20 protein-coding genes are annotated in these 25,188 nt (G+C 70.6%); 6 read left to right on the plus strand and 14 right to left on the minus strand.

The window, feature by feature from the left end; translation table 11 throughout:
• Window positions 1-117: 117 nt before the first annotated feature.
• The gene (locus ACLVWQ_RS34995) at window positions 118-1,137 is read left to right on the plus strand and encodes a DUF3533 domain-containing protein (protein ID WP_414113268.1); all 1,020 of its coding nucleotides are present in this window, start codon (window positions 118-120) and stop codon (window positions 1,135-1,137) included.
• Between the two features lie 280 nt (window positions 1,138-1,417).
• On the opposite strand, the gene ACLVWQ_RS35000 is transcribed toward ACLVWQ_RS34995, so the two are convergent.
• Entirely contained in the window at window positions 1,418-2,500 is a 1,083-nt protein-coding gene (locus ACLVWQ_RS35000) for a S1 family peptidase (RefSeq protein ID WP_414113269.1), read from the minus strand.
• Between the two features lie 286 nt (window positions 2,501-2,786).
• A complete protein-coding gene (locus ACLVWQ_RS35005) occupies window positions 2,787-3,833 on the minus strand; it encodes a slipin family protein (RefSeq protein ID WP_414113270.1) in 1,047 nt (348 codons plus the stop codon).
• A gap of 107 nt (window positions 3,834-3,940) precedes the next feature.
• Here ACLVWQ_RS35005 and ACLVWQ_RS35010 point away from each other — a divergent pair, with 107 nt between their 5' ends.
• On the plus strand, window positions 3,941-4,804 hold the full coding sequence (locus ACLVWQ_RS35010; protein WP_414113347.1) for an alpha/beta fold hydrolase: 864 nt from the start codon (window positions 3,941-3,943) through the stop codon (window positions 4,802-4,804).
• A gap of 284 nt (window positions 4,805-5,088) precedes the next feature.
• Here the strand turns inward: ACLVWQ_RS35010 and ACLVWQ_RS35015 are convergent, their stop codons facing one another.
• The 7 genes from ACLVWQ_RS35015 to ACLVWQ_RS35045 form a co-directional block, all read right to left on the minus strand.
• Window positions 5,089-5,991, minus strand: a complete 903-nt coding sequence (locus ACLVWQ_RS35015; RefSeq protein WP_414113271.1) for a S1 family peptidase — start codon at window positions 5,989-5,991, stop codon at window positions 5,089-5,091.
• 496 nt (window positions 5,992-6,487) lie between these two features.
• Window positions 6,488-7,459: an LLM class flavin-dependent oxidoreductase gene (locus ACLVWQ_RS35020; protein WP_414113272.1), complete on the minus strand. Its 972-nt coding sequence runs from the start codon at window positions 7,457-7,459 to the stop codon at window positions 6,488-6,490.
• Between the two features lie 99 nt (window positions 7,460-7,558).
• Window positions 7,559-8,530, minus strand: a complete 972-nt coding sequence (locus ACLVWQ_RS35025; RefSeq protein WP_414113273.1) for an ABC transporter substrate-binding protein — start codon at window positions 8,528-8,530, stop codon at window positions 7,559-7,561.
• A 26-nt stretch (window positions 8,531-8,556) separates the two neighbouring features.
• Window positions 8,557-9,309: an amino acid ABC transporter ATP-binding protein gene (locus tag ACLVWQ_RS35030; RefSeq protein ID WP_414113348.1), complete on the minus strand. Its 753-nt coding sequence runs from the start codon at window positions 9,307-9,309 to the stop codon at window positions 8,557-8,559.
• A gap of 8 nt (window positions 9,310-9,317) precedes the next feature.
• Window positions 9,318-10,199, minus strand: a complete 882-nt coding sequence (locus tag ACLVWQ_RS35035; protein WP_414113274.1) for an amino acid ABC transporter permease — start codon at window positions 10,197-10,199, stop codon at window positions 9,318-9,320.
• A gap of 128 nt (window positions 10,200-10,327) precedes the next feature.
• A complete protein-coding gene (locus ACLVWQ_RS35040) occupies window positions 10,328-12,118 on the minus strand; it encodes an FAD/NAD(P)-binding protein (protein ID WP_414113275.1) in 1,791 nt (596 codons plus the stop codon).
• Between the two features lie 557 nt (window positions 12,119-12,675).
• Entirely contained in the window at window positions 12,676-13,890 is a 1,215-nt protein-coding gene (locus ACLVWQ_RS35045) for a DUF5685 family protein (RefSeq protein ID WP_414113276.1), read from the minus strand.
• Between the two features lie 313 nt (window positions 13,891-14,203).
• On the opposite strand from ACLVWQ_RS35045, the gene ACLVWQ_RS35050 reads away from it, so the two are divergent.
• On the plus strand, window positions 14,204-14,647 hold the full coding sequence (locus tag ACLVWQ_RS35050; RefSeq protein ID WP_414113277.1) for a cell division protein SepF: 444 nt from the start codon (window positions 14,204-14,206) through the stop codon (window positions 14,645-14,647).
• A 12-nt stretch (window positions 14,648-14,659) separates the two neighbouring features.
• On the opposite strand, the gene ACLVWQ_RS35055 is transcribed toward ACLVWQ_RS35050, so the two are convergent.
• Window positions 14,660-15,850 (minus strand): acyl-CoA dehydrogenase family protein, encoded by a 1,191-nt coding sequence (locus ACLVWQ_RS35055; RefSeq protein ID WP_414113278.1) that lies wholly within the window; start codon window positions 15,848-15,850, stop codon window positions 14,660-14,662.
• 232 nt (window positions 15,851-16,082) lie between these two features.
• Window positions 16,083-17,702: an MFS transporter gene (locus tag ACLVWQ_RS35060; protein ID WP_414113279.1), complete on the minus strand. Its 1,620-nt coding sequence runs from the start codon at window positions 17,700-17,702 to the stop codon at window positions 16,083-16,085.
• A gap of 270 nt (window positions 17,703-17,972) precedes the next feature.
• On the opposite strand from ACLVWQ_RS35060, the gene ACLVWQ_RS35065 reads away from it, so the two are divergent.
• Complete coding sequence (locus tag ACLVWQ_RS35065; RefSeq protein ID WP_414113280.1) at window positions 17,973-19,142, plus strand: glycosyltransferase family 39 protein; 1,170 nt, start codon at window positions 17,973-17,975, stop codon at window positions 19,140-19,142.
• Window positions 19,143-19,379: 237 nt separating this feature from the next.
• The gene (locus tag ACLVWQ_RS35070; RefSeq protein ID WP_414113281.1) at window positions 19,380-20,393 is read left to right on the plus strand and encodes a phosphatase PAP2 family protein; all 1,014 of its coding nucleotides are present in this window, start codon (window positions 19,380-19,382) and stop codon (window positions 20,391-20,393) included.
• A 167-nt stretch (window positions 20,394-20,560) separates the two neighbouring features.
• On the opposite strand, the gene ACLVWQ_RS35075 is transcribed toward ACLVWQ_RS35070, so the two are convergent.
• Entirely contained in the window at window positions 20,561-20,776 is a 216-nt protein-coding gene (locus ACLVWQ_RS35075) for an I78 family peptidase inhibitor (RefSeq protein WP_414113282.1), read from the minus strand.
• A 433-nt stretch (window positions 20,777-21,209) separates the two neighbouring features.
• Here ACLVWQ_RS35075 and ctaD point away from each other — a divergent pair, with 433 nt between their 5' ends.
• Complete coding sequence (gene ctaD, locus ACLVWQ_RS35080; RefSeq protein WP_414113283.1) at window positions 21,210-22,961, plus strand: cytochrome c oxidase subunit I; 1,752 nt, start codon at window positions 21,210-21,212, stop codon at window positions 22,959-22,961.
• Here the strand turns inward: ctaD and ACLVWQ_RS35085 are convergent.
• Window positions 22,942-23,790: a hypothetical protein gene (locus ACLVWQ_RS35085; RefSeq protein WP_414113284.1), complete on the minus strand. Its 849-nt coding sequence runs from the start codon at window positions 23,788-23,790 to the stop codon at window positions 22,942-22,944. The two genes, ctaD and ACLVWQ_RS35085, sit on opposite strands and share 20 nt — an antisense overlap.
• Complete coding sequence (locus ACLVWQ_RS35090; RefSeq protein ID WP_414113285.1) at window positions 23,787-25,055, minus strand: glycosyltransferase family 4 protein; 1,269 nt, start codon at window positions 25,053-25,055, stop codon at window positions 23,787-23,789. The genes ACLVWQ_RS35085 and ACLVWQ_RS35090 overlap by 4 nt, the downstream gene beginning before the upstream one ends.
• Window positions 25,056-25,188 lie beyond the last annotated feature (133 nt).

Here is a 25,188-nt window from a genome sequence, read left to right on the forward strand (position 1 = left end):
GAACGTTTGTTCCCTACTGCCTCACCCCCACCATAGACCAATTCTCGAACATCTGTACGACACCCGTTCAGGCCCCTCCCACCTGCGAAAACACCACGGGAACCAGACCGTGGGGGCATGTCACGGACAGCGGAGGCCCCGCCCAAGTCCTTCTTCGACGAGGTCAGGGAAGCGGTCACCCCGCGGGCCACGCTGCTCGTCATCGGCGTGGTCGCCCTGCAGCTGCTCTTCATCGCCTCCTACGTGGGCGCGCTGCACCATCCGAAGCCGACGGACGTGGCGTTCGGCGTGGTCGCGCCGGGCGGCGGCGCCGACCGGACGGTGGCCCGGCTGGAGCGGCTGCCCGGCGAGCCCCTGGATCCCCGGACGCTCGCCGACGAGGCGACGGCGCGCGAACGGATCACGGACCGTGACCTCGACGGCGCCCTGCTGGTCGACCCGGGCGGCACCACGGACACCCTGCTGGTCGCCTCCGGCGGCGGCAAGAGCCTGTCCAACGCCCTGGTCACGCTCATCACCGAGGTGGAGAAGGACGAGGGGCGCACGGTACGGACCGTCGACGTGGTCCCGGCCGACGCCCAGGACGCCAACGGGCTCACCCCCTTCTACCTGGTCGTCGGCTGGTGCGTGGGCGGCTATCTGTGCGCGTCGGCGCTGGCGATCAGCTCGGGTGCCCGGCCGGCCAACCTCCGGCGCGCGGTGATCCGGCTCGCCGCCATGGCTCTGGTCTCGATCGTCGGCGGGCTCGGCGGGGCGGTCGTCGTCGGACCGGTCCTGGGGGCCCTGCCGGGGAGCGTGGCCGCGCTCTGGGGGCTCGGCGCGCTCATCACCTTCGCGGTGGGAGCCGCCACCCTCGCGCTCCAGTGCCTCTTCGGGATCGTCGGCATCGGAGTGGCCGTACTGCTGGTGGTGATCCTGGGCAATCCGAGCGCGGGCGGCGCCCTCCCGCCACCGATGCTGCCCCCGTTCTGGCAGGCGATCGGCCCCGCCCTGCCCCCGGGCGCCGGCACCTGGGCGGCCCGCTCGATCGCCTACTTCAAGTCCAACGACGTAACCGCCGCCCTACTGGTACTGACAGCCTGGGCAGCCCTGGGAACCGCGATCACACTGGCAGCGGGCACCAGAAAACACCCCTGAGAAACACAGAAAACCCCCCGGCCTTCGCCTTCCAGGGGCGCAGGGAACGGCGCAATCTTCCAGGGGCGCGAGGAACTGCGCGACCAGCCACAGCGACCCCGCAGCTGTCCAACACGCGAAAGCCCCCTCCCAGGGGCGCGGGGAACGGCGCAATCTTCCAGGGGCGCGGGGAACTGCGCGACCAGCCCCCACCCACCCGCAGCCACACCACAACACGAAGACCCCGCCCCCGCACAAAGCGGAAGCGGGGCCTTCACAAAACAACCCGCGGCGAAACCGATCAGCCGATCTCGGTACCCGTCGCAGACAACGCCTCGGTCACCGGCTGGAAGAACGTCTCCCCACCGGAGGTGCAGTCACCGCTGCCACCGGACGTGAGTCCCACCGCGCTGCTCCCCGAGAACAGCGAACCACCACTGTCACCCGGCTCCGCGCAGACGTCGGTCTGGATGAGCCCGTTGACGATGTCACCGCTGCCGTAGTTCACGGTGGCGTCAAGACCGGTGACCGTCCCGTCGTGGACCTGCGTGGTGGACCCGCTGCGCGAGACCTCCATCCCGACCGTGGCCTCCGCCGCGCCCGAGATCTCCTGAGCGGAACCGTTGTAGAGGTTCACCTCGCTCGGGTGGTCCACGTCCGCGGTGTACTTCACCAGGCCGTAGTCGTTGTCGGGGAAGCTGGAGTCCGCGTTCTCGCCGATCTCGGTGCCCGAGGAGTCGGACCAGTTGGTGATCCCCTCGGTGCAGTGCCCGGCGGTGAGGAAGAACGGCTCGCCGCCCTTCACCACGTTGAAGCCGAGCGAGCAGCGGCCGCCGGCACCGGTGATGGCGTCACCGCCGGCCACGAAGGTCTTGAACTCCCCCTTCGTCCGCTTGAGTTCGGTCGTGCCACCGAGCCCGTCCACGACCTTGGACAGCTTGGTCAGCTCGGCACCGGTGACCGTACGGTCCGCGGTGACGACGACCTTGTTGGTCGACGGGTCCAGGGCCCACGAGGTGCCGGGGATCGTCGCGTCCTGCTTCAGCGTCGTACGGGCGCTCTTCAGCTCGGCGAGGGAGTTCTCGACGATTCTGGCCTTGGCGCCGGCCGCCTCGACGGTGTCGGCCGCGGTCCGGTCGAGGACGTTCACGACGAGGCTCTTGGCCTTCGCGTCGTAATACGTTCCCGCCGCGTCCGCGCCGAGGTCCTTGCCGAGCGTCGAGGCGAGCTTTCCGGCCGCCGCGACCGAGAGGGTCTTGACCTCGGGAGCGGACGAGTTCTCACTCGCGTTCGCACTCTGCAAGGTCACTCCGCCCACGACGAGTGCGGCGATGCCCGCACCTGCCGCTGCGGCCCGCCGCTTGGGTATACGTCGGTGCTTCAACTTGTGTCCTCCTGTGGGGGGTCGGACCGCGGCGGTTGTGGGGACCATCGCGACCGAAAAGGCATGACATGGGAGACGACTCGTAAAAAAAGCCGCGTCCATGTCAACGGACGCCGCCCACTATCCCTAGGCCGCACGGGAGCACACAAGGTCGACTTCAGGACGCGCGCGCCACAAGCGACGCGCGCCCCCGCATGGTTGACGCGCGTTGACAAGACCCTTGTCACACGGCGTCGATCCCCATCGCAAATACTACGAGCGAGTAACCAACGTCATTCTGTGAGGTCTAGTCCTGTCCTGAATTCGACCCTCGGAAGTCCGGATCCAGCGGTGCCTCGACGGGCGGGAGTTGCTCCTGCACCGATTGCTGCCACTGAGCCAGCAGTTGCTGCGTCTGCGCCGACAGCTCCTGCGGCCGGACCGACGGCTGTTGAGATCCGGCCAGTGACGGCTGGTTCTCGACCGACGACCGATGCTCCTGTTGCTCCTGTTGCCCCTGAGACACGGAGGCCGCTACCGGGGACGCGGAAGCCGCCGCCTGAGGCGGCGGCTGGGACGACGGCTGGGGCGACGGCTGCTGCGCCCGCTCCAGGAACCTCAGAAGCTCGACCGGGAAGGGCAGTACGAGCGTGGAGTTCTTCTCGGCCGCGACCGCCACCACGGTCTGCAGCAGCCGCAGCTGGAGCGCGGCCGGCTGGTCCGACATCACCCCGGCGGCCTCCGCCAGCTTCTTGGAGGCCTGCAGTTCGGCGTCCGCGTTGATGACCCGGGCCCGCCGCTCCCGGTCGGCCTCCGCCTGACGCGCCATGGACCGCTTCATCGTCTCCGGCAGCGACACGTCCTTGATCTCGACCCGGTCGATGGAGACACCCCACTCCACGGCCGGGCTGTCGATCATCAGCTCCAGGCCCTGGTTCAGCTTCTCCCGGTTGGAGAGCAGATCGTCCAGCTCGCTCTTGCCGATGATCGAACGCAGTGACGTCTGCGCCATCTGCGAGACCGCGAACCGGTAGTCCTCGACCTTGATGACCGCGTCGGCGGCGGACACCACCTTGAAGTAGATGACAGCGTCCACGCGCACCGTGACGTTGTCCCGCGTGATGCCGTCCTGTCCGGGCACCGGCATCGTCACGATCTGCATGTTGACCTTCTGGAGCCGGTCCACGAAGGGCACGATCATGGTGAACCCCGGACCGCGCACCCCGGATCGCAGCCTTCCGAGCCGGAGCACCACTCCCCGCTCGTATTGTTTGACGACTCGGGCAGCGGCCGCCGCGTACACCGCTCCGACGGACGCGAGTGTCACTCCCGCCGTCACCAGCTCCTCGATCATGACGACCCCCAGGGTCCGTATCGGGCGCGCAAGGTGTGTACTTCGACGGTAACTCCGGGGCGCGGGCGATGGGGAGATGGAGGGCAGAGGTGCCGAGCGGGATACGGATGCGGGACGGACGACGGCTGGCGTTCGAGGAGTGGGGCGACCCTGACGGCACGCCGGTGGTGCTGCTGCACGGCACACCTGGCTGCCGCCACGGAGTGGTGCCGCACGCCATGATCGAGGCACGGCCCGGGGTGCGGTTCATCGCGTACGACCGCCCCGGGTACGGGGACTCCGACCGCGGCCCCGGCCGCCGGGTGGCGCAGGCCGCCCGGGACGTGGCCGCGCTGGCCGACGCCCTCGGGCTCGGCCGGTTCGCGGTGCTCGGCCGGTCGGGCGGCGCCCCGCACGCGCTGGCCTGTGCGGCGCTGCTGCCGACCCGGGTACGGCGGGCCGCCGCGCTGGCGAGCCTCGCGCCGCCCGCCAGTGAGGGGCTGAACTGGTTCGAGGGGATGGCGGAGTCCAACGTCGAGGAGTTCACGCGGGCGCTGACCGAACCCGTGGACTTCGCGGACCGGCTGGCCTCACGGGCCGCCGAGATCCGGGCGGACCCGGCCCAGCTCCTCGCGTCGATCCGGGACGGCCTCACCGACTCCGACCGGCGGATCGTCTCCACCCCGGCCGTGAGCGACATGCTGTTGCGCAACTACCGTGAGGCGCTGCGCACTTCGGCGTACGGCTGGCTCGACGACAACCTCGCGCTGCTGAGCCACTGGGGCTTCGACCCGGCGCGCATCACCCGCCCTGTGCTGCTGTGGCACGGCGCCGAGGACACCTTCTCCCCGGTGGGCCACTTCGAGTGGCTGGCCCGGCACATCCCCCGCGCCCGCCCCGTCCTGGAGCCGGAAGGGGGCCACTTCTCGGCGCTGGAGGCCCTGCCGGACGTACTGGACTGGCTGTGCGCGACACCGCGGACCGACGGCTGAACCCCGCACACAGCACACAGCACACAGCACATGTCGCAGGTCGCAGGTCGCAGGTCGCAGGTCGCAGGTCGCAGGTGAAACGACACAGGGACGAGCCCCCGCACCGCGAACGGTGTGCGGGGGCTCGTCTGCTGCTGGCTGCAGATCAGACCGCGCGGCTGCCGCGCGGTCGCTCACCGGCCGGAAGACCGGTCAGCGCACCGATCGACGCACGGACCGACGGACGGACGGCCCGAGCGAACAGGCCTAGCGAACGGATCAAACGGACGGATCGAGCGGACGGATCAGAAGACGCTGACGCCGTAGGCGCTCAGGGCCTCGGTGACCGGCTGGAAGAACGTGGTGCCGCCGGAGGTGCAGTTGCCGCTGCCGCCGGAGGTCAGACCGTAGGCGACACCGTTGCTGCCGTAGAGCGGACCGCCGGAGTCGCCGGGCTCGGCGCAGACCGTGGTCTGGATCATGCCGTAGACGACGTCGCCGCCGCCGTAGTTGACGGTCGCGTTGAGAGCGGTGACCCGTCCGGTGTGGGTGCCGGTGGTGGAACCCGTACGGATGACGTTGGTGCCCACGCTCGGGGTGGCCGCGCTGGTGATGTCGGTGCTGCCCGCGGTGCCGTCCTTGGCGACCGTGGTGTTGGTGTAGCGCACCAGTCCGTAGTCGTTGGTCGGGAAGCTGGAACCGGCCGTGGTGCCGAGGGTGGTGGTGTGCCCGGAGTTCGACCACCAGGTGCCGGCGCCGTCGGTGCAGTGACCGGCGGTCACGAAGTAGTTCGTGCTGCCGCTGCGGACGTTGAAGCCGAGCGAACAGCGCCAGCTACTCGCATAGATGGCGTCGCCACCCTTGATCAGCTTGTTGATCTTCCCTGGGGTCTGCTTGATCTCCAGAGCACCGGCGTTGGCGCCGGCCGTCTGCTTGATCTTCGCGATCTCCGCGTCGGAGACGGTGCTGTCGACCGTGACGACGACCTTGCCGGTCTTCGCGTCGGTCGCCCAGGCCGTACCCGGTACATCGGCCTTGAGCACCGAGGAGTTGGCGCTCTTCAGCTGGGACGTGCTGAACGTCGATGCGTCGCTCGCGTTCGCCGCGGGGACGGTGAACGCGGCCGCGGCCACGAGTCCGGTGGTCACGGCGATCAGCCGGGTCCGTCTCGCTATGCCACTACGGGGGGTGGTGCGCTTGGTCCTCACTGTTCGTTCCCTCCAAAGGGAAGTCGGGGGCCCGCGTGGGGTCGGGGCCCGTGAGGCGCACGCCAGAAACAGAGAGTCCGGGTTCCGGATTCGCCGTGCCCCTGACAAGCGCTGGGGGGAGTATTTGGCTGTGCGCCCGAAGGACGCAAGGGCGCCTTTCGGCCGTACGGCGTTCAACTTACGCACGCCTCGGAGGAGTTGATCTCACCGGCATCGAGGTACCAATTTCGTGCGCGCCGCCGGAACAGCTAGCATTCCCCCTCCGCGGTCTCCGCGCTCAGGGTATTCCCCCACGACGGGAATGGGCAGATGGAGTGGGCCGCGAATGCGCGCGGCGGAAGCAGAGGGCCTCTCGGAGTCCGCCCTCGTGCGCCCCTGCGCATCGAGCGCCGCCGTCTACGGCCCACCGGCCGGGGCGTGTCCGGAATTCGCCCCTCCGGCTGAATCCCCACGGCGCGAGCCATAGGGATTCCCCTCGCTCACGAGGGTGACGAAGTCAGGACATTCCCCCCGCCACCCGCCGCCGGTCGGCAGGCCGGGCCAGGCCCAGGTGCTCGCGGAGTGTGCTGCCCGGATAGAAGGTCCGGAAGAGCCCGCGGTGCTGAAGCAGCGCGATCGTACCGTTGACGAGACGCTCCAGGTCTCGGCGGGGTTCCACGGGGATGAGGTGGAAACCGTCGGCGGCACCGGTCTCGTGCCAGCCGGCCATCAGTTCGGCGAGGTCGACGGGGCCGCCGCGGTACAGCGGGCCTCGCGCGCTCTGCCGGGGGCCTCCCCCGCCGTGACCCCGCTCGGCCGCGCGCTCACCGTCGCCGAGGTCGACGGTGAGGGCGGCCAGCACACACAACTCGTCCGGCTCACGGCCGTGCGTGAGCGCCCCGGCGTGCAACTCGGCCCGTATCGTGCCGACTTGCGCCGGGTTCACGCCGTGGACCAGGGCCACGTCCGCGTACCGGGCCGCGGTCGCGCGGGCCTGCCGGTCCGTGGCGTCGACGACCCGCACCGGGTGCCCCACGCCGTTCCCGTGCACGGCCCCCGCGCCGTGCCGGGGCTCCCGCAGGGTGTCGTGCACGGGAAAGGCGTCGCCCCACGATCCGGCGGGCCCGGTGTGCCGACGGCCCGAGCGGCGGGTCACGCCCTCGGCCGTCGACACGTCGATACACCAGCCGGCCCGGCCTCGGCTCGCCCGGTCGAGGGTCGTCACGGCGGCCTGTACGTGGAACGGATCGCCGTGCGTGCCGACGACGGCCGGCACCAGACCGATGCGGGTCGTGGCGGGCGCGACCTGCGCCAGCACGGCGAGCGCGTCGAGGCCGGGTCGCGTGAAGGTGTCGCCCAGGGTCACGAAGTCGAACTTGCCGCCCTCCGCGAGCCGCGCCAGTTCGACGTGGACCGATGCGTCGTGAGCCTCCTCCTGATCGATGGCTGTGGCCAGGTGCAGAAGCCCCCGGCCGTGCGGTGCAGTCATGGGTGGGGAACCTTTCAGAGGTGAACTCGGTGGACTCGATGGACTAGGTGGACTCGGTTCAGAGGTGGACTCGGTGGAATCAGCGGGGCCGGGCCGGTGTCAGATCTTCGGCAGGCCCGGCGGGTTGATCTCCGACTTCGGCACGGCCTCGGTCGACAGGCCCCACCGCTTGAGCACGCGCGCGTAACTGCCGTCCTCTATCACGTGATTGACGGCGGCCGCGTACGCGTCGACCAGGCCGCTGCCCTTCTTCGTGGTCGCGGCGATCTTGCCCTGGAGGTCGTCCCCGGCGCCGGAGAGCGTGCCGACGACCTCCGACTGCCCCGCGGAGGCCACGTGGTAGGCGGCGGACGGGCTCGGGCCCAGATAGGCGTCGATCCGGCCCGACTGGAGCGCCAGGTAGTAGTCCGTGTCCTTCTGGAAGTACTTGATGGTGATGGCCTTGCGGCCCGCCTTCTCGTTCTGCTTGCTCCAGTCGACGAGGATCTTCTCCTGGTTGGTGCCGGAGGCGACGGCGATCGTCCGGCCCGCGACGTCGTCGGGGCTGTCGACCTTCAGGCCGCTGCCCTTCTTCGCCTCGAACGCGATGTTGTCGAGGCGGTAGGTCGCGAAGTCGTACTTCTCCTTGCGCTCCTCGGTGACCGTGACGTTCGAGAAGACGGCGTCGAACTTGCCGCTGTCCAGGCCGACGAAGAGGTTCTCCCAGGAGACCTCGTCGTTGTCGAGCTTCAGGCCGAGGGTGTCGGCGACGAGGGTCGCGAGGTCGATCTCGGAGCCGATTCTCGTCTTGTCGTCGGTCGCGTAGAAGCCGAGCGGTGGCGCCGCCTCGGCGCTCTGGCCGAGTTTCAGCGTGCCGCGCTCGCGGATCGCCGCCGGGACGAGCGCGGCGATCTCGGCGGCCTTCTTGCCGCGGATCCGGTTCTGGTCCGGGCCGATGTTGACGTCGCCGACCTTCTTGGTCCCCGCCGAGCCCGTCCCGGTCGCCGCGTCGCTGTCACCGCCGCAGGCGCTGAGCAGCGGGGCGACGACGAGGGCGGCGACGGAGGCGGCGAGGATGCGTCGGGATATCACGGTGAACTCCTTGAATGACGTGGGGCTCAGAGAACCTTGGAGAGAAAGGCGCGGGTGCGCTCGTGCCGTGGTGTGTCGAGTACGTCGCCGGGGGCACCCCGCTCGACGACGCGGCCGTCGTCCATGAAGACGACGGTGTCGGCGACCTCCCGGGCGAAGCCGATCTCGTGTGTGACGACGATCATCGTGGTGCCCTGATGGGCCAAGTCCTTGATGACGTCGAGGACTTCGCCGACCAGCTCGGGGTCGAGCGCGGACGTCGGTTCGTCGAAGAGGAGCAGTCTGGGCTCCAGGGCGAGCGCCCGCGCGATGGCCACGCGCTGCTGCTGCCCGCCGGACAGCTGCTTCGGGTAGGCGTCGGTCTTGTCGGCGAGCCCGACCCTGTCGAGCAGCCCGCGGGCGGCCGCGGTGGCGTCCTTGCGGGGCCGTTTCAGCGCGGACACCGGGGCCTCGACGACGTTCTCCAGCACCGTGAGGTGCGGAAAGAGGTTGAAGTTCTGGAAGACGAACCCGATCCGGGTGCGCTGTCTGAGGATCTCGCGCTCACGCAGTTCGTAGAGCTTGTCGCCCGAGCGCCGGTAGCCGACCAGGGAGCCGTCCACACTGATCCAGCCCTGGTCGACCTTCTCCAGGTGGTTGATGGTGCGCAGCAGGGTGGACTTGCCTGAGCCCGAGGGGCCGAGGACGACGGTGACCTCGCCGGTGCGTACCTCCAGGTCGACGCCCTTGAGCACCTCCAGCGAACCGAAGCTCTTGTGGACGGACCTGACGTCGACCATGAGCGCGCTCATCGGGTGCTTCCCTTCGCGAAGTGCCGTTCCACGTAGTGCTGGAGGACGGAGAGCACGGTGGTCAGGAGGATGTACCAGGCCGTCGCGACCATGAGCAGCGGTACGACACGGCCGTTGCGTCCGTAGATGACCTGGACCTGGTAGAAGAGTTCGCCGATCGCCATGACCGAGACGATCGAGGTGCCCTTGAAGAGGGAGATCACCTCGTTGGCGGCGTTCGGCAGGATGGAGCGCATCGCCTGCGGCAGCACGATCCGCCGGATCTGCCGCAGCCGGGGGATGCCGAGCGCGGCCGCCGCCTCCAACTGCCCGCTGTCGACGGACAGTACGCCGCCGCGCACGATCTCCGCGGCGTACGCGGCCTGGTGCAGGGCGAGGCCCAGGACGGCCGCGCTCATCGCGCCGACCAGGCCCATCGTGTCGAAGCTGTAGAAGCCGGGCCCGAACGGGATGCCGAACTCCAACTCCTTGTAGAGATAGGCGAGGTTGAACCAGAAGAGCAGCTGCACGATCAGCGGGATGGACCGGAACGCCCAGATGTAGGCGAAGGAGACTGCCTTCAGGAACGGGCTGTCGGACAGCCGCATGAAGGCGAGCACGATCCCCAGGGCGAAGCCCAACGCCGTTCCGTAAACGGTGAGTTGAAGGGTTACCCAGACCGCTTTGAGGATCACTTCGGCGGTGAAGAACTCGGCGAACACCTCCCACTCCCAGCCGGGGTTGGTGGCAAGTCCGTGGACGAACTGGGCGAGCAGCACGGCGGTCACGATCACGGCGGCCCAGCGCCAGGGGTGCCGCACGGGCACCACCTTGAGCGCGCCGTAGTCCTCGGGTTCGGCCGGCGCTTCGGCGAGGGGTGGATCACTGGTGAGTGACATGGGGTCCTCGGGCGGGAGAAGAGAGGGGCGGATGTGCGGTGCGGGCGCCGGACGCGCGGTGGGTGCGCGGTGGGTGCGGCCGCGGATGCGGGAAGCGCGCGTGCGGCGGCGGGGGCGCGCGGCGACGGTCAGGCGGCTGTGGCGCGACAGGAGAGGTCGCGCAGGAAGGCCAGCGCGGCCCGCGCGGTGGCGTCGTTCTGCCGGAAGGCGGGCCCTCCGGTACGCGGCCGGGTGAAGGCGCCCGACCCCCGGGCGTCGGTGTACGGGCCGAGCGCGAAACGCCGCGGATGCGGGACGCCCGACCGGTCCAGGACACGCCCGTCGGCGGGGTCCACGGCGAGCAGACCCTCGGGCGTCGCGGCGGCCCCCTCCCCGTACAGCTCGCGCAGCAGGGTGTCCCGGGTGCGCTCGACGGTGGGGTGCGGCAGCCGGGCCTCGACGAGCGCGCGGGCCTCGACGAACGCGCCGGGCACGGTGGCGCTCGTGGCCCGGAAGACTCCGTCCGAGGCCGACACGGTCATGCCGGCGCCCAGGAAGTTCAGCACTCCCGCCCGTGACAGGGCGAGCATCTGCCGCAGCCGCGGTCCTGGCGGCCCCGACGCGAGGTAGCTGAAGAAGCCGTGCCACCAGGGCCCGATGTCGCCGAGCCGCACCAACTGCCCGTAGACGGAGAGGAGTCCGAGGAAGACCGCCAGGTCCTGGCTCTGCCCGGCATCATGACGCCGGGTCAGGTCCCCCTCGACGTACTCCCGCAGGTTGTCCTGGAACGCGCCGTACGAAGGGTGGCGCACGCCGTCCAGCGGATGGTCGAGCGCCGCCAGGTCCAGCCGGTCGGCGGGGTCCGGCACGGCGGCGACGACCAGGGCCCGGCTCTCGGCGCTGTCCACGGCGGCGTACTTCGCGTACCGCTCCTCGAAGTCCGGCCACGCCATGGCCGTGCGGTCGGGGTGCGCCGCGAAGAGCCGGTGGTAGTGGGCGAAGCCCAGCTCCTTCTCGACGAGCGGCCACACGTCCCGCCGGAAGTCGAAGCCACCGGGGCGCGCCAGCAGTGCGTCCACCTCGCCCGGCCCGAAGAACCGTGGCAGCGGCGGACGTTCACCGGTCCAGTCGTAGCCGATCTTCGAGTGGTACGGGACTCCGCGCCGCGACCCGACGTGCAGCACGGGCTCGCGCCCCGACGCGCGGTAGGCCAACTCCCCGTCGGCGTCGGTCTCGTAGCGGCCGCCGCGCCCCTCGGTGAGGAGGACCATCAGGTCGACGAAGGCGAGCCCGAAGCCGCGTACGAGCACCGGCGCACCGGGTTCGAGGGCGGACAGGTCGCTGTCGGCGGTGAAGTCCGGCGGCAGGTGGACGAGTCCGTGAGCACGGGCGTACTCCGCCAACCGGAGCTGTTCCTCGTCGAGTTCGGCGTCGAGATGGCCGAGCGCGAGGACGACGAGGTCGGCGAGGAGCGGGCGGGTCCGGCCCGCCAGCCACACCTGCTGACGCCCGGCGCGCGGCCCTCCGACCCGGACGGCGCGGTGGGGGTGGTGCTGGACCCGGATGCCGTCAGGAAGTGCGGCGACGGTCCGCTCGTACACCCAGCCCAGATAGTCGCCCTGCCGCCGCCGGTCCGCGAAGACACGTCCGTCGAGTCCGGCCCACTCGTGCAGGGTGGGGCCCTGCCGGACCGGTCCGGCCATGTCCACCGTCTCGTCGGTGAACATGGTGACGTCCTGGGCCTGCGAGTTCATCCAGAGCAACGGCGGCTGTTCCGTACGCCAGATGCGTCCGCCGCCCGGCGGGAACGGGTCGACGAGATGCACGTCGAGGCCCGAACCGGCGTACAGCTCGGGCGCGTTGGCGGCGATCCGCTCCAGCAGCCCGGTTCCCCGCGGCCCGGCTCCCACGATCACGAGGGACGGGCGCACCCCGCTCATCGGGTGGCCCCGACGGTGCGCCCGCGGGGCCGCCCGACGACGCGTGGGGGCGCCGCTGCGGACGCCGCGTCCTGCGGTGCGGCCGGCGGGGTCACCTGGGTGAGAGTGTGCGAGGACATGCGGAAGCTCCGTGATGCGTCGTCGTGTCGAACACGGTGGCGCCTTCACACAGATCACGCGGCACACGGCACGCGGATCACGCAGCTCACGCCGGACGCCCGGGGGCGTCGTACGACGTGCACGGCCGAGCCCCTCAGCAGGACCGTCCGTCGAGAGTACGGGGGTGTTTCCCCCGCCTGTCAAGGCTGTCCACACTGTGAGCGGGGCGTCTCAGGCCAGTTGACGCGCTCCCGAATGCCTGTTCCACTTATGCGCATGCATTTGCGGCAGTGGCTGGTCACGCGCTCCCACATCGACTTCGGTCGAGTGTGGTCCTCGTCCTGTTGAGCTGACCCCCTGCGCGCCCGAGCCCTTCGCGGCGGGCGCCTTCCGTGTTCTCCCGCCTGTCTCCAGGCCTTCACACGCGCACCCCTCCCCTCGCGCTCCGCTCCCGCTCCTCAGCAGCTGCAGTCGCAGCCACATCCGTCGCACCCATCACAGCAGTTCCCACAGCAGTCGCCGCACTGCCCGCAGCAGTCACAGCACTCACAGCAGTCCCCGCAGCTCTGGCAGAACGCCGGCTTGCGCTCCCCGGACCACGGGTCGGTGTACTCGCCGCAGCACACCTGGCACGTACAGGCCAGGCCCAGCCACACGGCGCACCCCGCGAGGAGTCCACGCCGGTTGCGGCGCGGCGGCTCGGGCGGCGCCGGCGGTCCGCCCGGCCCAGGCGGCGCGTACGGGTTGCCCGGCGGCGGCCCGTACAGCTCGGCGCCGTGCGAGTGAGTACCGAGCGAGCCGGTGCCGTGCGAGCAGGACGTGGTGCCGAACACCCGGTCCACCGAGTTCCGCAGCTCGTGCGCGAGCAGGACGTGCGCCAGCCTGGCGTCCGTGAACTCCACGTCGCGCAGCGCGAGCCGGATGCCGTGCAGCGCGTCGTCGGCGAGCCGCCGGGCCTCCGGCAGGGTCGCCCCGGTGGCGGTCAGCGGATTCCAGGCCCCTGAGGCGGCGTCGGCCTCCCGGTCCTCCACGGCGTCCAGCAGGTGGGCGAGGCGCCCGAAGAGCCGGCCGGCCTCGGCGAGCGGTTCCGCGTTGCCGGGCCGCCCGGCGAGGACCGCGGTGTGCGCGAAGGCCGCGGCGGTCGCGGTCTCGGTCGGTTCGGTGACGGTCAGCAGGGGCGTGCCGAGCCCGGCGAGCGTCTCGATGCCCACCTGCCGGTCCACGGCGTCGACCAGCACCGCGGTGTCGAATCCGACGTCGGAGCCGGTCCGGGCGCCCGCTCTGCCCCAGTTCGTGGCGACCCGGCGGGCGGCGAGCGCCACCGGCTTGCGCGCCAGCAGTCCGTCCCCGTCGGCCATGTGATCGCGCATCTTCGCCGAGGCGAGCACCAGCGAGACGGCGGCGGCGAGCCGCGCTCCCTCACCCTGGGCGACCGACGCGCTGCGCATCCCGCGGAGCGGACAGGGCCCCGCCGTGCGCCGCCCCTCTGCTCCCGGTGCGGCCTGAGCCTCCGTCAGAACCGATATCAGCAAGCCGTCGTAGTTCGTGACGACGCGTGCGAACTGCCCGTGGTCCCCGCGCAGCGCGAGGCACAGCCCGCACAGATGGGCCATCCACTGGGCCTTGAGATCTTCTCCCAGCCGGTGTTGGCAGGGCCTGACGATTCCGAACATGACTGTCCCCCGTGCGCTGTACGACGTTGAGCTGCGGCATCGTATCGGCCGCCGCGTTCGCCCTCTCGGTCGCCGCCGCGTTCACCCGTACGTCCCAGTCGTCACCCGTCCGCCGGAAAGAATCATATTTCACTCACAGTCAGCAGCGGTGTACCGCAGGACCCTTGGGGTAGGCGGCCTCTCGACGAATTCGCTGTGCACCAGTACCGTCACGAAACCCCCGCGCGGCGTCTATCCCCTTGGCGCGACATCCGCATCATGGACGACCATGGGGATGCGGAAAGAAGAATGACCGCTGTGAGAGGAGGCGTCCATGGGATCGGTGCGCAAGGCGAGTGCCTGGCTTGGCCTCGTCGACGACAACGATGACGAGCGTTACTACGACGACGACTACGCCGAAGGATCCGAGACCGGATCCCGGGAGGCCTGGGTCACGGACCCGCGGGTCAAGGTGGCGTCGGAAGCGGCCGAGGAGAAGGGCCGCCGGATCGGCACGGTCACCCCGGACAGCTTCCGGGACGCCCGTGGCATCGGCGAGCTCTTCCGTGACGGGGTTCCCGTCATCATGAACCTCACGGCCATGGAGGCGGCCGACGCCAAGCGCGTCGTCGACTTCGCGGCCGGCCTGATCTTCGGCCTGCGCGGCTCGATCGAGCGCGTGTCGAACCGGGTCTTCCTGCTGACCCCCGCCGACACGGAGATCGTCAGCGGGGAGCCCGCCGCCCGTCGCACGGACGGCTTCTTCAACCAGAGCTGAGGCAAGGCCCGCTCACCGGAACGCGTCGAGACCGGTGAGCGCCTTGCCCAGTACCAACTGGTGCATCTCGACGGTGCCTTCGTAGGTCAGCACCGACTCCAGGTTCGTCGCGTGGCGCATCACGGGGTATTCGAGCGAGATCCCGTTGGCGCCGAGGATCGTCCGCGCGGTGCGGCAGATGTCGATGGCTTCTCGTACGTTGTTGAGCTTGCCGAAGCTGACCTGCTCGGGGCGGAGCCGCCCCGCGTCCATGCGCCGGCCCAGGTGGTGGGCCAGCAGGATCCCCTTGTGCAGTTCGACCGCCATGTCGGCGAGCTTGGCCTGGGTGAGCTGGAATCCGCCGATGGGCCGCCCGAACTGCTCACGCGTCTTCGCGTACTCCACCGCCGCCTCGAAACTCGACCGCGCGGCGCCCATCGCGCCCCACACGATCCCGTACCGGGCGTGCGACAGACAGCTGAGCGGGCCCTTGAGCCCGGTGACCTCGGGCAGGACGGCGTCGGCGGGCAGCCGCACCTCGTCGAGCACCAGCTCGCTGGTGACCGACGCCCGCAGCGACCACTTGTGCTTGATCTCGGGCGCGGAGAACCCGGGGCGGTCGGTGGGCACGACAAACCCACGGATCCCGTCGTCGGTCCGGGCCCACACGACGGCCACGCCCGCCACGGACCCGTTGGTGATCCACATCTTGCGCCCGGTGAGGACCCAGTCCGCTCCGTCCCGCTCGGCACGGGTCCGCATGGCGCCGGGGTCGGACCCGTGGTCGGGCTCGGTCAGCCCGAAGCAGCCGATGACCTCGCCCGAGGCCATCCGCGGCAGCCACTCCTGCTTCTGCTCCTCGCTGCCGAACCGGTGGATGGCGTACATCGCGAGCGAGCCCTGCACGGAGACGAGCGAGCGGATCCCGGAGTCGGCGGCTTCCAGCTCCAGACAGGCGAGGCCGTACTGCACGGCGGAGGCACCGGCACACCCGTACCCGTCGAGCGACATCCCGAGGGCGCCGAGGCCGCCCAGCTCGCGCGCCAGCTCCCGGATCCCCGGCAGCTCGCCCTTCTCGTACCACTCGGCGACATACGGCAGCACCCGGTCCGCCGCCCAGGCCCGCACGGTGCTCCGGACGTCCAGATCCTCCACGCTCAGCAGGTCGTCGACACCGAGGGGATCGGCGGGATCGAAGGGGGGAAGCTTCGAGGGAGCGGACATGCGGGCCTCCGGACCAGAAAACTAGCAGTGATAACCAGGGACAGTGCCCGACGCTACGACGCCGCGTGACACACGTCCAGCAGTCGCTCCACCGGCCACGGACGCGGCGCTCCGTCCCCACGGCCCCGCGGGCGCCGACGGACGGGACGCCCCACGGGAAACCCGCACGGGACGATCGGCCGTCACGGGCGGTGCGGGCGGGAAAGGCAGGGACCCGAGCCACGACGAACCGTCACCGAACAGACTCCACCCGCACCGGCGCCGCCACCCCCGCCTCCCGAGGCCCCGGCACACCCCCCAAGGGCTCCGCCGCCTCGCACTCCATCCCCCGAGGCAACCGCAGCGCCATCACCGCCCCCAGCAGCAACAACCCCGTACTCACCAGCAACGTCACATGCAGCCCGTGCACGAACGCGTGCCGAGCCGCCTCCCGCAGGGCCTCCCCCGACCCCCCGCCGAGCCGCGCAGCGACCTCGTACGCCTCGCCCAGCGAATGCCCCGCCGCCGCGGAATCCTCGGCCGGCACCCCCGGAACGGACGTGAGTCCGGGCGCGTACGCCGCGTTCATCACACTCCCGAGGAGCGCGATCCCGATCCCCGCCCCGAGCTGGTACGACGTCTCGCCGATCGCCGCCGCCCCGCCGGCCTGCTCCGGCGGCGCCTCGCTCAGCATCGACTCGTACGCGCCGAAGAGCGTCACCTCCAGGCCGAAGCCGAGCATCATGAACCCGGTCAGCAGCAGCGGAGCGTTGTCCTCGGTCCCCATCGCGGTGAGCGTGACGACCGCGGCGGCGGTGAGACAGAACCCCGAGCACACCATGGCCCGCGGCCCGAAGCGGTGCAGCAGCTTCGCCCCGACCAGCCCCGCGGCCATCGCGGCGACGGTGAGCGGCAGCAGGCGCAGCCCGGTCTCCAGCGGGGAGAAGTCCAGTACGAGCTGGAGGTACTGCGCGGCGATCAGTTCGAGCCCGACCAGCGCGAGCATCGCCAGCACGATGCACCCGACGGACGTACTGAAGGCGGGCCGCGAGAACATCGTCAGATCGACCAGCGGATGCCGGCGCCGCCGCTGCCGCCGGACGAAGGAGACCAGCAGCCCGGCCCCGGCCAGCAGCGACACCAGCGTGAGGACGCTCAGCGGGGCCTCTCCGCCGCCGAGCCGCTTCACACCGAAGACGACGCCGAAGAGCCCGGCCGCGGCCATCAGCGCGCCGACGACGTCCCACGGCCCGTCACGCTCGCCCGTCGACTCGGGCAGCAGGAGCCGTCCGACGGGGAGGCTGACGAGCATCAGCGGGATGTTGATGAGGAAGACCGAACCCCACCAGAAGTGTTCGAGGAGGAACCCGCCGAGCAGCGGTCCGACGGCCGCGCCCACCGCGGCGACGGCGCTCCAGACGCCGACCGCCAGGGCGCGCTCGCGCCGGTCGGGAAAGACCTGCCGCAGGATGGACAGCGTCGCGGGCATGATCATCGCGCCGCCGACGCCGAGCAGGGCGCGGGCCGCGATCAGCACCTGCGCGCTGTCGGCGAGGGCCGCGGCCGCGGACGCGACACCGAAGAGGGCGTAGCCGAGGAGGAGGACGCGTCTGCGGCCGATCCGGTCGCCCAGCGTGCCGAAGAGGATCAGCAGCGAGGCGCAGACCAGCGGGTAGATGTCGACGATCCAGAGGAGCTCCATCGCGCCGGGCGTGAGGTCCTCGGTGACGGCGGGCACGGCGACGTGGAGCACGGTGGCGTCGACGGCGACCAGGAGCAGGCTGACACACAGGACCACAAGGACGACCCAGCGGTTTGCACCGGCCCCGGTCTCCCGACGGCGACGCGCGGCGGCCGTGGTCGTCCCGGACATGTACGTACCTCCCAGATGTTCCCTCGCCGTTCGGCGGATCCGCTGGGTGGGGACTCCCTGCGGCTGCGGCTCGGGAGGCGGTGTCCCGGCCCACGCAACAAAGGCGAGTGAGTCGACAGAGTACGCGAGTTCGCCACGGCGCCGAGTGGCGGGCCTCTCACGTTCTCCTGTGACGCGTGTGGCGTGCGCCACGCTCCCCGGGTGTCCGAGCACACTCCCGGCGGCCCCCGCCCGGACGGACGGTTCCGGGCGCCCTCGATAATCGGGCCCGTGACCGACCTCGAAACGCCCGTCGCAGCGCCCCGCCCGGGACCGTCCTGGCGCCGCGCCGCGCCCGCTCTGCTCGGGTACGCGGGGGTGCGCGCGCTGGGTCTCGTGGTGCTCGCGGTGTGGAGCGCCGCCGAGGGCACGAGCGCGCGCCGGCTGCTCTCGGCCCGCTGGGACTCCCTCTGGTACACCCGGGTGGCCGAGCTCGGTTACGGCTACGAGGTGCGCCTGCCGAACGGCGACGTGCACGCGAACCTGGCCTTCTTCCCGTTGCTGCCCTGGCTGGAGCGGGCGGTGGCGGCGGTGTCCCCTCTGTCGTACGCGGACGCGGGTCTGGTGGTGAGCACGGTCGCCTCGCTCGCGGCGGCCTGGGGGATCTTCGCGGTCGCGGACCACGCGTACGGGCGGCGGGCCGGTGTCTGCGCCGTACTGGTGTGGGCCGTCCTGCCCGTCGGGATCGTGCAGTCGATGGCGTACAGCGAGTCGCTGTTCACCGCGCTCGCGGCCTGGTCGCTGTACGCGGTGCTGACCGATCGCTGGCTGACCGCGGGGCTGCTCGCCTCGCTGGCCGGCCTGACCCGCCCCGTCGGCGCGGCGGTCGTTGCGGCCGTGTGGGTGACGGCCCTCGCCTCTTTCGTACGAGAGCGGAGCGCTCCGGCGAAGGACGGCGCGCTCCGGTGGCGGCGCGCCCTGGCGATGCTCGTCGCGCCCCTGGGCGCCGCCGGTTACGTCCTGTGGGTCGGCCGTCGCACGGGCGGCGGTCCGCTGGGCTACCTCGACGTCCAGGCGGGCTGGCGCAACGGCTTCGACGGCGGTTACGCGTTCGCCCGGTTCGTCGCCGACAAGTTCACCACGTTCCCGTCGGCCCTGGCCGGGCTCGCCCTGATCGCCGGGGTCGGCCTGCTGCTCCGGCTGTACGTGGTCGGCGTGCGGCAGCGGCAGCCGGTGCCGCTGCTGGTGTACACGGGGGTGGTCATGGCGCTCGCGCTGTGCGCGTCGAGCTACTTCGGCTCGAAACCACGCCTTCTGATGCCCGCCTTCCCCCTTCTGCTGCCCCTCGCCCTGGCCCTCGCCAGGGCACGAACGTCCAGGTCGGCGTGGGTGCTGGGCGTCGTGGCCGCGGCGTCGGCGGCGTACGGCGCGTTCTGGCTGAACGGCTCGGGGCCGCCGTGATCACACAGGGTGGTCGATGAGCGCCGGGAGAATGGCGTGCAAGCATTCGGTGAACGAATTTGAAAGCGCCATAAAACTCCGCTCCGGAATGATCAATCGAATTGAAGGAAGAGCGGACGACGGATTCCATAATCGACGGCAATAAACCCCCTTCTGAGAGCAATCCCACATCACATCGTCATCACAAAGAGGGTGCTTCGGCCTGGAACACACCTCACTCGCTGTAACGTCGATTGAGTGCGTACCGAACGAAAGCTGACTCGTCTGGACCGGGTCTTCGCCCGGCTGGACCGTGAGCCGGAACGACCGGCCCACATCGACGTGCCCAGGATGAGCCGGCACCGAGTGGTCCTCTTCGCGTCCACGCTCGCCTTCTACGCGGCCATCGTGTGGGCCGTCGTGATCACTTCGTGGCTGGTCCGGCTCGACTGGCAGGTCATGTTCTTCCGGCCGTACCAGCAGTGGCCGGAGATCCACGCGTTCCTCGACTACTACGTGGTGCTGGGCCAGCGGGGCCCCACCGCCGTGATGATCGCGGCCTGGCTGGGCTGGCGCTCCTGGCGGCAGCACACCCTGCGCCCGCTGCTCACGCTGGGCGCCTCGCTCCTGCTGCTGAACGTCACCGTGGGCGCCGCCAAGATCGCCATGGGCCGGCTCGGTCCGCACTACGCGACCGGCGTCGGCTCGAACGAGATGTGGCTGGGCGGCGACATATTTCCTTCGGGTCACACCGCCAACGCCGTGGTGACCTGGGGCATCCTCGCCTATCTGGCCTCGACGCCGTGGGCCCGCCGCTGGCTGTCGGCGCTGTCCGCCGTGGTCTCCCTCGGTGTCGGCCTGACCACCGTCTACCTCGGTACGCACTGGCTGAGCGATGTGGTCCTCGGCTGGGCCGCGGGACTGCTGATCCTGCTCGCGCTGCCGTGGGTCGAGCCGCTGATCGCCCGTGCCGAGGCCGGCATCTTCGATCTGCGCGACGCCTGGCGCGACCGCCGTCGTGGCGCGGTCCCGGCGCCGGCCGCCCCGGTGGGGGTCCCCGCGACGCTCACTCCGGCCGGTGAGCAGGAGCCTGTGGTGCGCGAGCCGGTGGCCGCCTCCCGGCCGCCCAGGACGCCGGGTCATCTGGCCCCGGGCCCGCATCTGAGCCGCTCGGAGCGCACGCCGGTGACACCGGCCGGCAGCCGTCGGCCGCCGCAGACGGACCGGGTGACGCGCGCGACGCCGTCCCCCCGCCCGGTGGCAGGCGGCTGAACCACCCCGGCACGCGGCGCGGACGGCCACCGCCGGGCCTCTGAAAGCAGGGGCGCGGCCCCGCTTCAGAGGCTCGGGGAACCGCGCGCCAAGCCACACCTCTCAGGGGCGCGGGGAGCTGCGCGACCGGCCACCACGGACCGGCACCCGCCCTCGACCGCCGTGCGTCAGCCCTTCCAGCAGCGCGTCACACGGCCGTCCGTGACCTCGAAGTTCAGCCGCCCCACGCGGTACTCCATGGTGATGATGGCGCCCGGCGGCAGCGACCGCACGGCGGACCAGCCGCGCTCACGCGCCTGCCGCTCGGCGCCGCTCGCCTCCAGTCCGACGTACGCGTCCGGAGTGTCGGAGGGCTCTGCGGGAGGAGTGGGAATCGGTGCCATGCCGCCACGTTAGGCGCCGCGCCGCGGACGGGAAACCCCGGGCCCGCCACCATCAGTCACCGGTACCTCTCCGGTCACACTTCTGTCACAGGACAACGACACTCGTTTCGGCCGCCCTCACATCAACTGCCGCGCAGTGGACCGTCACACGTATGGGCGGTTCCGTACGCGTTACGCCCTCCTTCGAACGTAATTCTGGAGCCCCTCGAACTATCTCCGCCACGGCCGGAAATACCCGGGTGTAAATCAGGGCGCCGAACCCTCTTCCGTGCCTTTCCATTCCGATTCCTCGGCCGCTCACGGAAGTTGACCCGCCACAGGAAAAACATGGGCCGAGCACAGAACCCGCGTACGCCCCCTGTCGGAGCACGGTGTCCGCGAGCATCATGGCGTCAGCTTCAGGAGGCCCAGGCGCGACAGCGAGGGGGCGGCGATGGGGACGGACACCGCGCGGGCGGCGGTACGACCCGCACCGGTGAGGCGGCCGGGGCGGCTGGTCGTGGACTGGCTGACCACGACCGACCACAAGAAGATCGGGCACCTCTACCTGATCACGTCGTTCGCGTTCTTCCTGGCCGGCGGTCTGATGGCGCTGCTGATGCGGGCCGAGCTGGCCCGGCCCGGCCTGCAGCTCATGGACAACAACCAGTTCAACCAGATGTTCACGATGCACGGCACGATCATGCTGCTGCTCTTCGCGACACCGACCTTCGCCGGTTTCGCCAACGAGATCATGCCGCTGCAGATCGGGGCGCCCGACGTCGCCTTCCCCCGGCTGAACATGCTGTCGTACTGGCTGTTCCTGTTCGGCGGGCTGATCGTGCTGGGGTCGCTGCTGGTGCCCGAGGGGCCCGCGAACTTCGGCTGGTTCGCGTACGCGCCGCTGAACAGCATGGAGCGCTCCCCCGGGATCGGCGCCGACATGTGGATCATGGGTCTGGCGCTGGCCGGCTTCGGCACGATCCTCGGCGCGGTGAACTTCCTGACGACCATCATCGGGATGCGCGCGCCCGGCATGACGATGTTCCGGATGCCGATCTTCACGTGGAACACGCTGTTCACGTCGATCCTGATCCTGCTGGCGTTCCCGGTGCTCGCGGCGGCGCTCCTGGTCCTGGAGGCGGACCGGCGCTTCGGCTCCCAGGTCTTCGCCTCGGCCAACGGCGGGGCGCTGCTGTGGCAGCACCTCTTCTGGTTCTTCGGGCATCCCGAGGTCTACATCATCGCGCTGCCGTTCTTCGGGATCATCACGGAGATCATCCCGGTCTTCAGCCGGAAGCCGATCTTCGGCTATCTGACGCTGGTCGGCGCCACGATGGCCATCACCGGTCTGTCCGTCGTCGTGTGGGCCCACCACATGTTCGCGACGGGCGCGGTGCTGCTGCCGTTCTTCTCGTTCGTGTCGTTCCTGATCGCGGTGCCCACGGGGGTGAAGTTCTTCAACTGGACCGGCACGATGCTCAAGGGGTCGCTGTCCTTCGAGACCCCGATGCTCTGGGCGACGGGCTTCCTGGTGTCGTTCCTGTTCGGCGGTCTGACCGGAGTGATCCTGGCCTCGCCGCCGCTGGACTTCCACGTCACGGACACGTACTTCGTGGTGGCGCACTTCCACTACGTGGTGTTCGGCACCGTCGTCTTCGCGACCTTCGGCGGCTTCTACTTCTGGTGGCCGAAGTTCACGGGCAAGATGCTCGACGAACGCCTCGGCAAGCTCCACTTCTGGACGCTCTTCGTCGGCTTCCACACCACGTTCCTGGTGCAGCACTGGCTGGGCGCGGAGGGCATGCCGCGGCGCTACGCGGACTACCTGGCGGCCGACGGGTTCACCGCGCTCAACACGATCTCGTCGATCGGCGCGTTCCTGCTCGGCATGTCGACGCTGCCGTTCCTCTACAACGTCTGGAAGACGTCCCGGTACGGCGAGCGGGTCGACGTCGACGACCCCTGGGGCTTCGGCCGCTCGCTGGAGTGGGCGACCTCCTGCCCGCCGCCCCGCCACAACTTCACCACGCTGCCCCGGATCCGCTCCGAGTCACCGGCGTTCGACCTGCACCATCCGCGGTTCGCGGCCGTCGCGGCGCCCCTGCCCCCCTCCGGTCAGTCCGGTGAGTCCGGTCCATCCGGTCAGTCCGGCCAGGAGGAGGGCCCGGGTCACCACCGGCCCGCTACCGAGCCACCGCCGTGACGGTCACCGACAGGTCGTTGTCACCCGTGTAGTACGGCCCGGCCACCCGCGGCCCCTGCTCCGTCTCCAGCGTGACCTTCGGGTACGTGAAGATGGCCTTCTTGTCGGCGATGTCGTCGAGCAGCCGTGCGATCCGCACCCGCGGCCCGCTCTCCCCCGCCGGGCGCAGCCACAGGTCCCACACCCCGTCGGACAGTCCGGCGCAGTCCACGGTGAAGCGGAACCTCGCCTCGTCCCGGTGCACCTCGGCCCGCACCACGGGCCCGGCCTCCGCGCGGCCCGCCGGTACGCGGCCCGCCAGTTCGACGTACGCGTCCGGGGTGAGCGTGACCCCGTACACCTGGCCCTGGACGCCCAGTTCGCCCTCTCCTATACGCAGTTCGCCCGCCTCCGCGTGCGGGGCGCGCAGCCAGCTGCGGACGGAGAGGTTGCCGTGCTTGGTCGCGTACGGGATGCGGACGGCGACCTGGCCGCGGGCTCCGCTCGGCGCCCGGTCGACGAGCGAGCGCAGGTCGTTGAGGCCGGGCGCCAGGCGCTGCGGCTCCCCGTCGGCGCTCCGCACGAAGGCGTCCCAGCGGCCCTCGGGCAGTTCGACCCCGCTGGGCAGCGCGGCACGCAGCCGGCCGTCGGCGGCCGGGGCGAGCGGCAGCCGGACCTCCTGGACGCCGTCGCGGTGCCGCAGCACGAGGTGGGTCTCGCCTGCCTCGGCCGGCTCGATCATGTCGAAGGTGAGCCCGCCCGCGGAGTCGGCGACGCAGTCGGCTCGCAGCGGTGCGGCGCCTTCCTCGTCGAGGGGCTGGGGCGCGGGCGTCGGAGCCAGTGTCATCATGCGGAACGCTCCTTACCGAAGACGGACAGTCCGGCATCCCGAACGGCATACGCGCCACCGAGCAGCGCTCCCCTGGTGCGGTGCAGCGAGCCGCGCACCCGGCCGATCCCCGAGGCGCCGCCGCGCGAGGCGAGACCGCTGAAGATCGACTCGTAGCGCTCGGCGATCCGTGACGGGTCGAAGCGCTCGGAGTCCTTGAGCGCCGCGCTCGCCATCTGCCGGCGCAGCGCGTCGTCGTTGATGAGTTCGAGCAGGCCGTCCGCGATGGCCTGGACGTTCCCGACCTGTACGAGGCGTCCGTCCACGCCGTTGTCGATGATCTCCCCCGGGCCGTGCGGGCAGTCGGTGGAGACGACGGGCAGGCCGCAGCGCATGGCCTCGACGATGGTCATGCCGAAGGACTCCAGGCTGGAGGTGACGGCGGCGATGGAGCCCTTGGCCCACTCCGGCTCGATGGGGTTGGCCGATCCCATCAGCAGGACGTGGTTGTAGAGGCCGAGGTCGTCGATGAGGTGCCGCAGCTTGTCCTTCTGCTTCCCGCTGCCGTAGATCCTCAGGCGCCAGTCGGGCCGCTGGGCGCGCACCAGGTCGAAGGCCTTGATCAGCAGGTCGTAGCGCTTGACCGGGGCGAGCCGGCCGGCCGCGACGACCCATTTGCCGGAGCCGTCCGCCGGCTCTATACCGGGCGCCGGCACCGAGTTGGGCACGGCGTCGACCTGCACACCGGGCAGCCGCATCTTCGTGCGGTAGGCGCGGGCGTCCGCCTCCGTGGTCGTGGTGACCGCGTCGAGCCGGGGGTAGGCGCCGCGCAGTTCCGTGCGCAGCCCGACCGAGTGGCTGTCCAGGGTGAGGTGCTCCTGGCCGACCCGGACCGGGCCGCGCCTGGTCTCGCGGGCCAGATGCACGTTCAGACCGGGACGGGTGCCCACGACGACGTCCGCGTCGACCGTCGAGAGGTGCTCCGCTATGCGGCGGTCGGTCAGGGCGCTGTACTGGTCGTAGCGGATCTCCCCTTTCGGGAAGACGCGGGCCGGTGTCAGATGTTCGGGGTCGTCGCCCTCGTACCCGGGTCCGCTCTTGCGCAGGTCGACGAGATGGCGCAGGCGCACCCGCGGGCTGCGGGCGAAGACGGGCTCCTCACGGTGCCGGAGGACGGAGACGATCTCCACGTCGTGCTGCTCGGCGAGGGTGTTCGCAAGGTTGTACGTCGTCCGGATCGTCCCACCGATTCCGTAGGCGTTGTGTATCAGGAAAGAAATCTGCATGCGTCCCCGTATCTCCGGCTCATCCAGCTACCTGATGGTTAGACCGGGGACTTGGCAGGATGGTTGGGCTTGCTTATCACTCTGTTCCCGAACAGTTGCGCCATCGGTAGCCAACTGAGGGAACCTTTCGGGG

Origin of the sequence: Streptomyces sp. CWNU-52B, from assembly GCF_047444975.1 — a bacterium.
Lineage (GTDB): Bacteria > Actinomycetota > Actinomycetes > Streptomycetales > Streptomycetaceae > Streptomyces.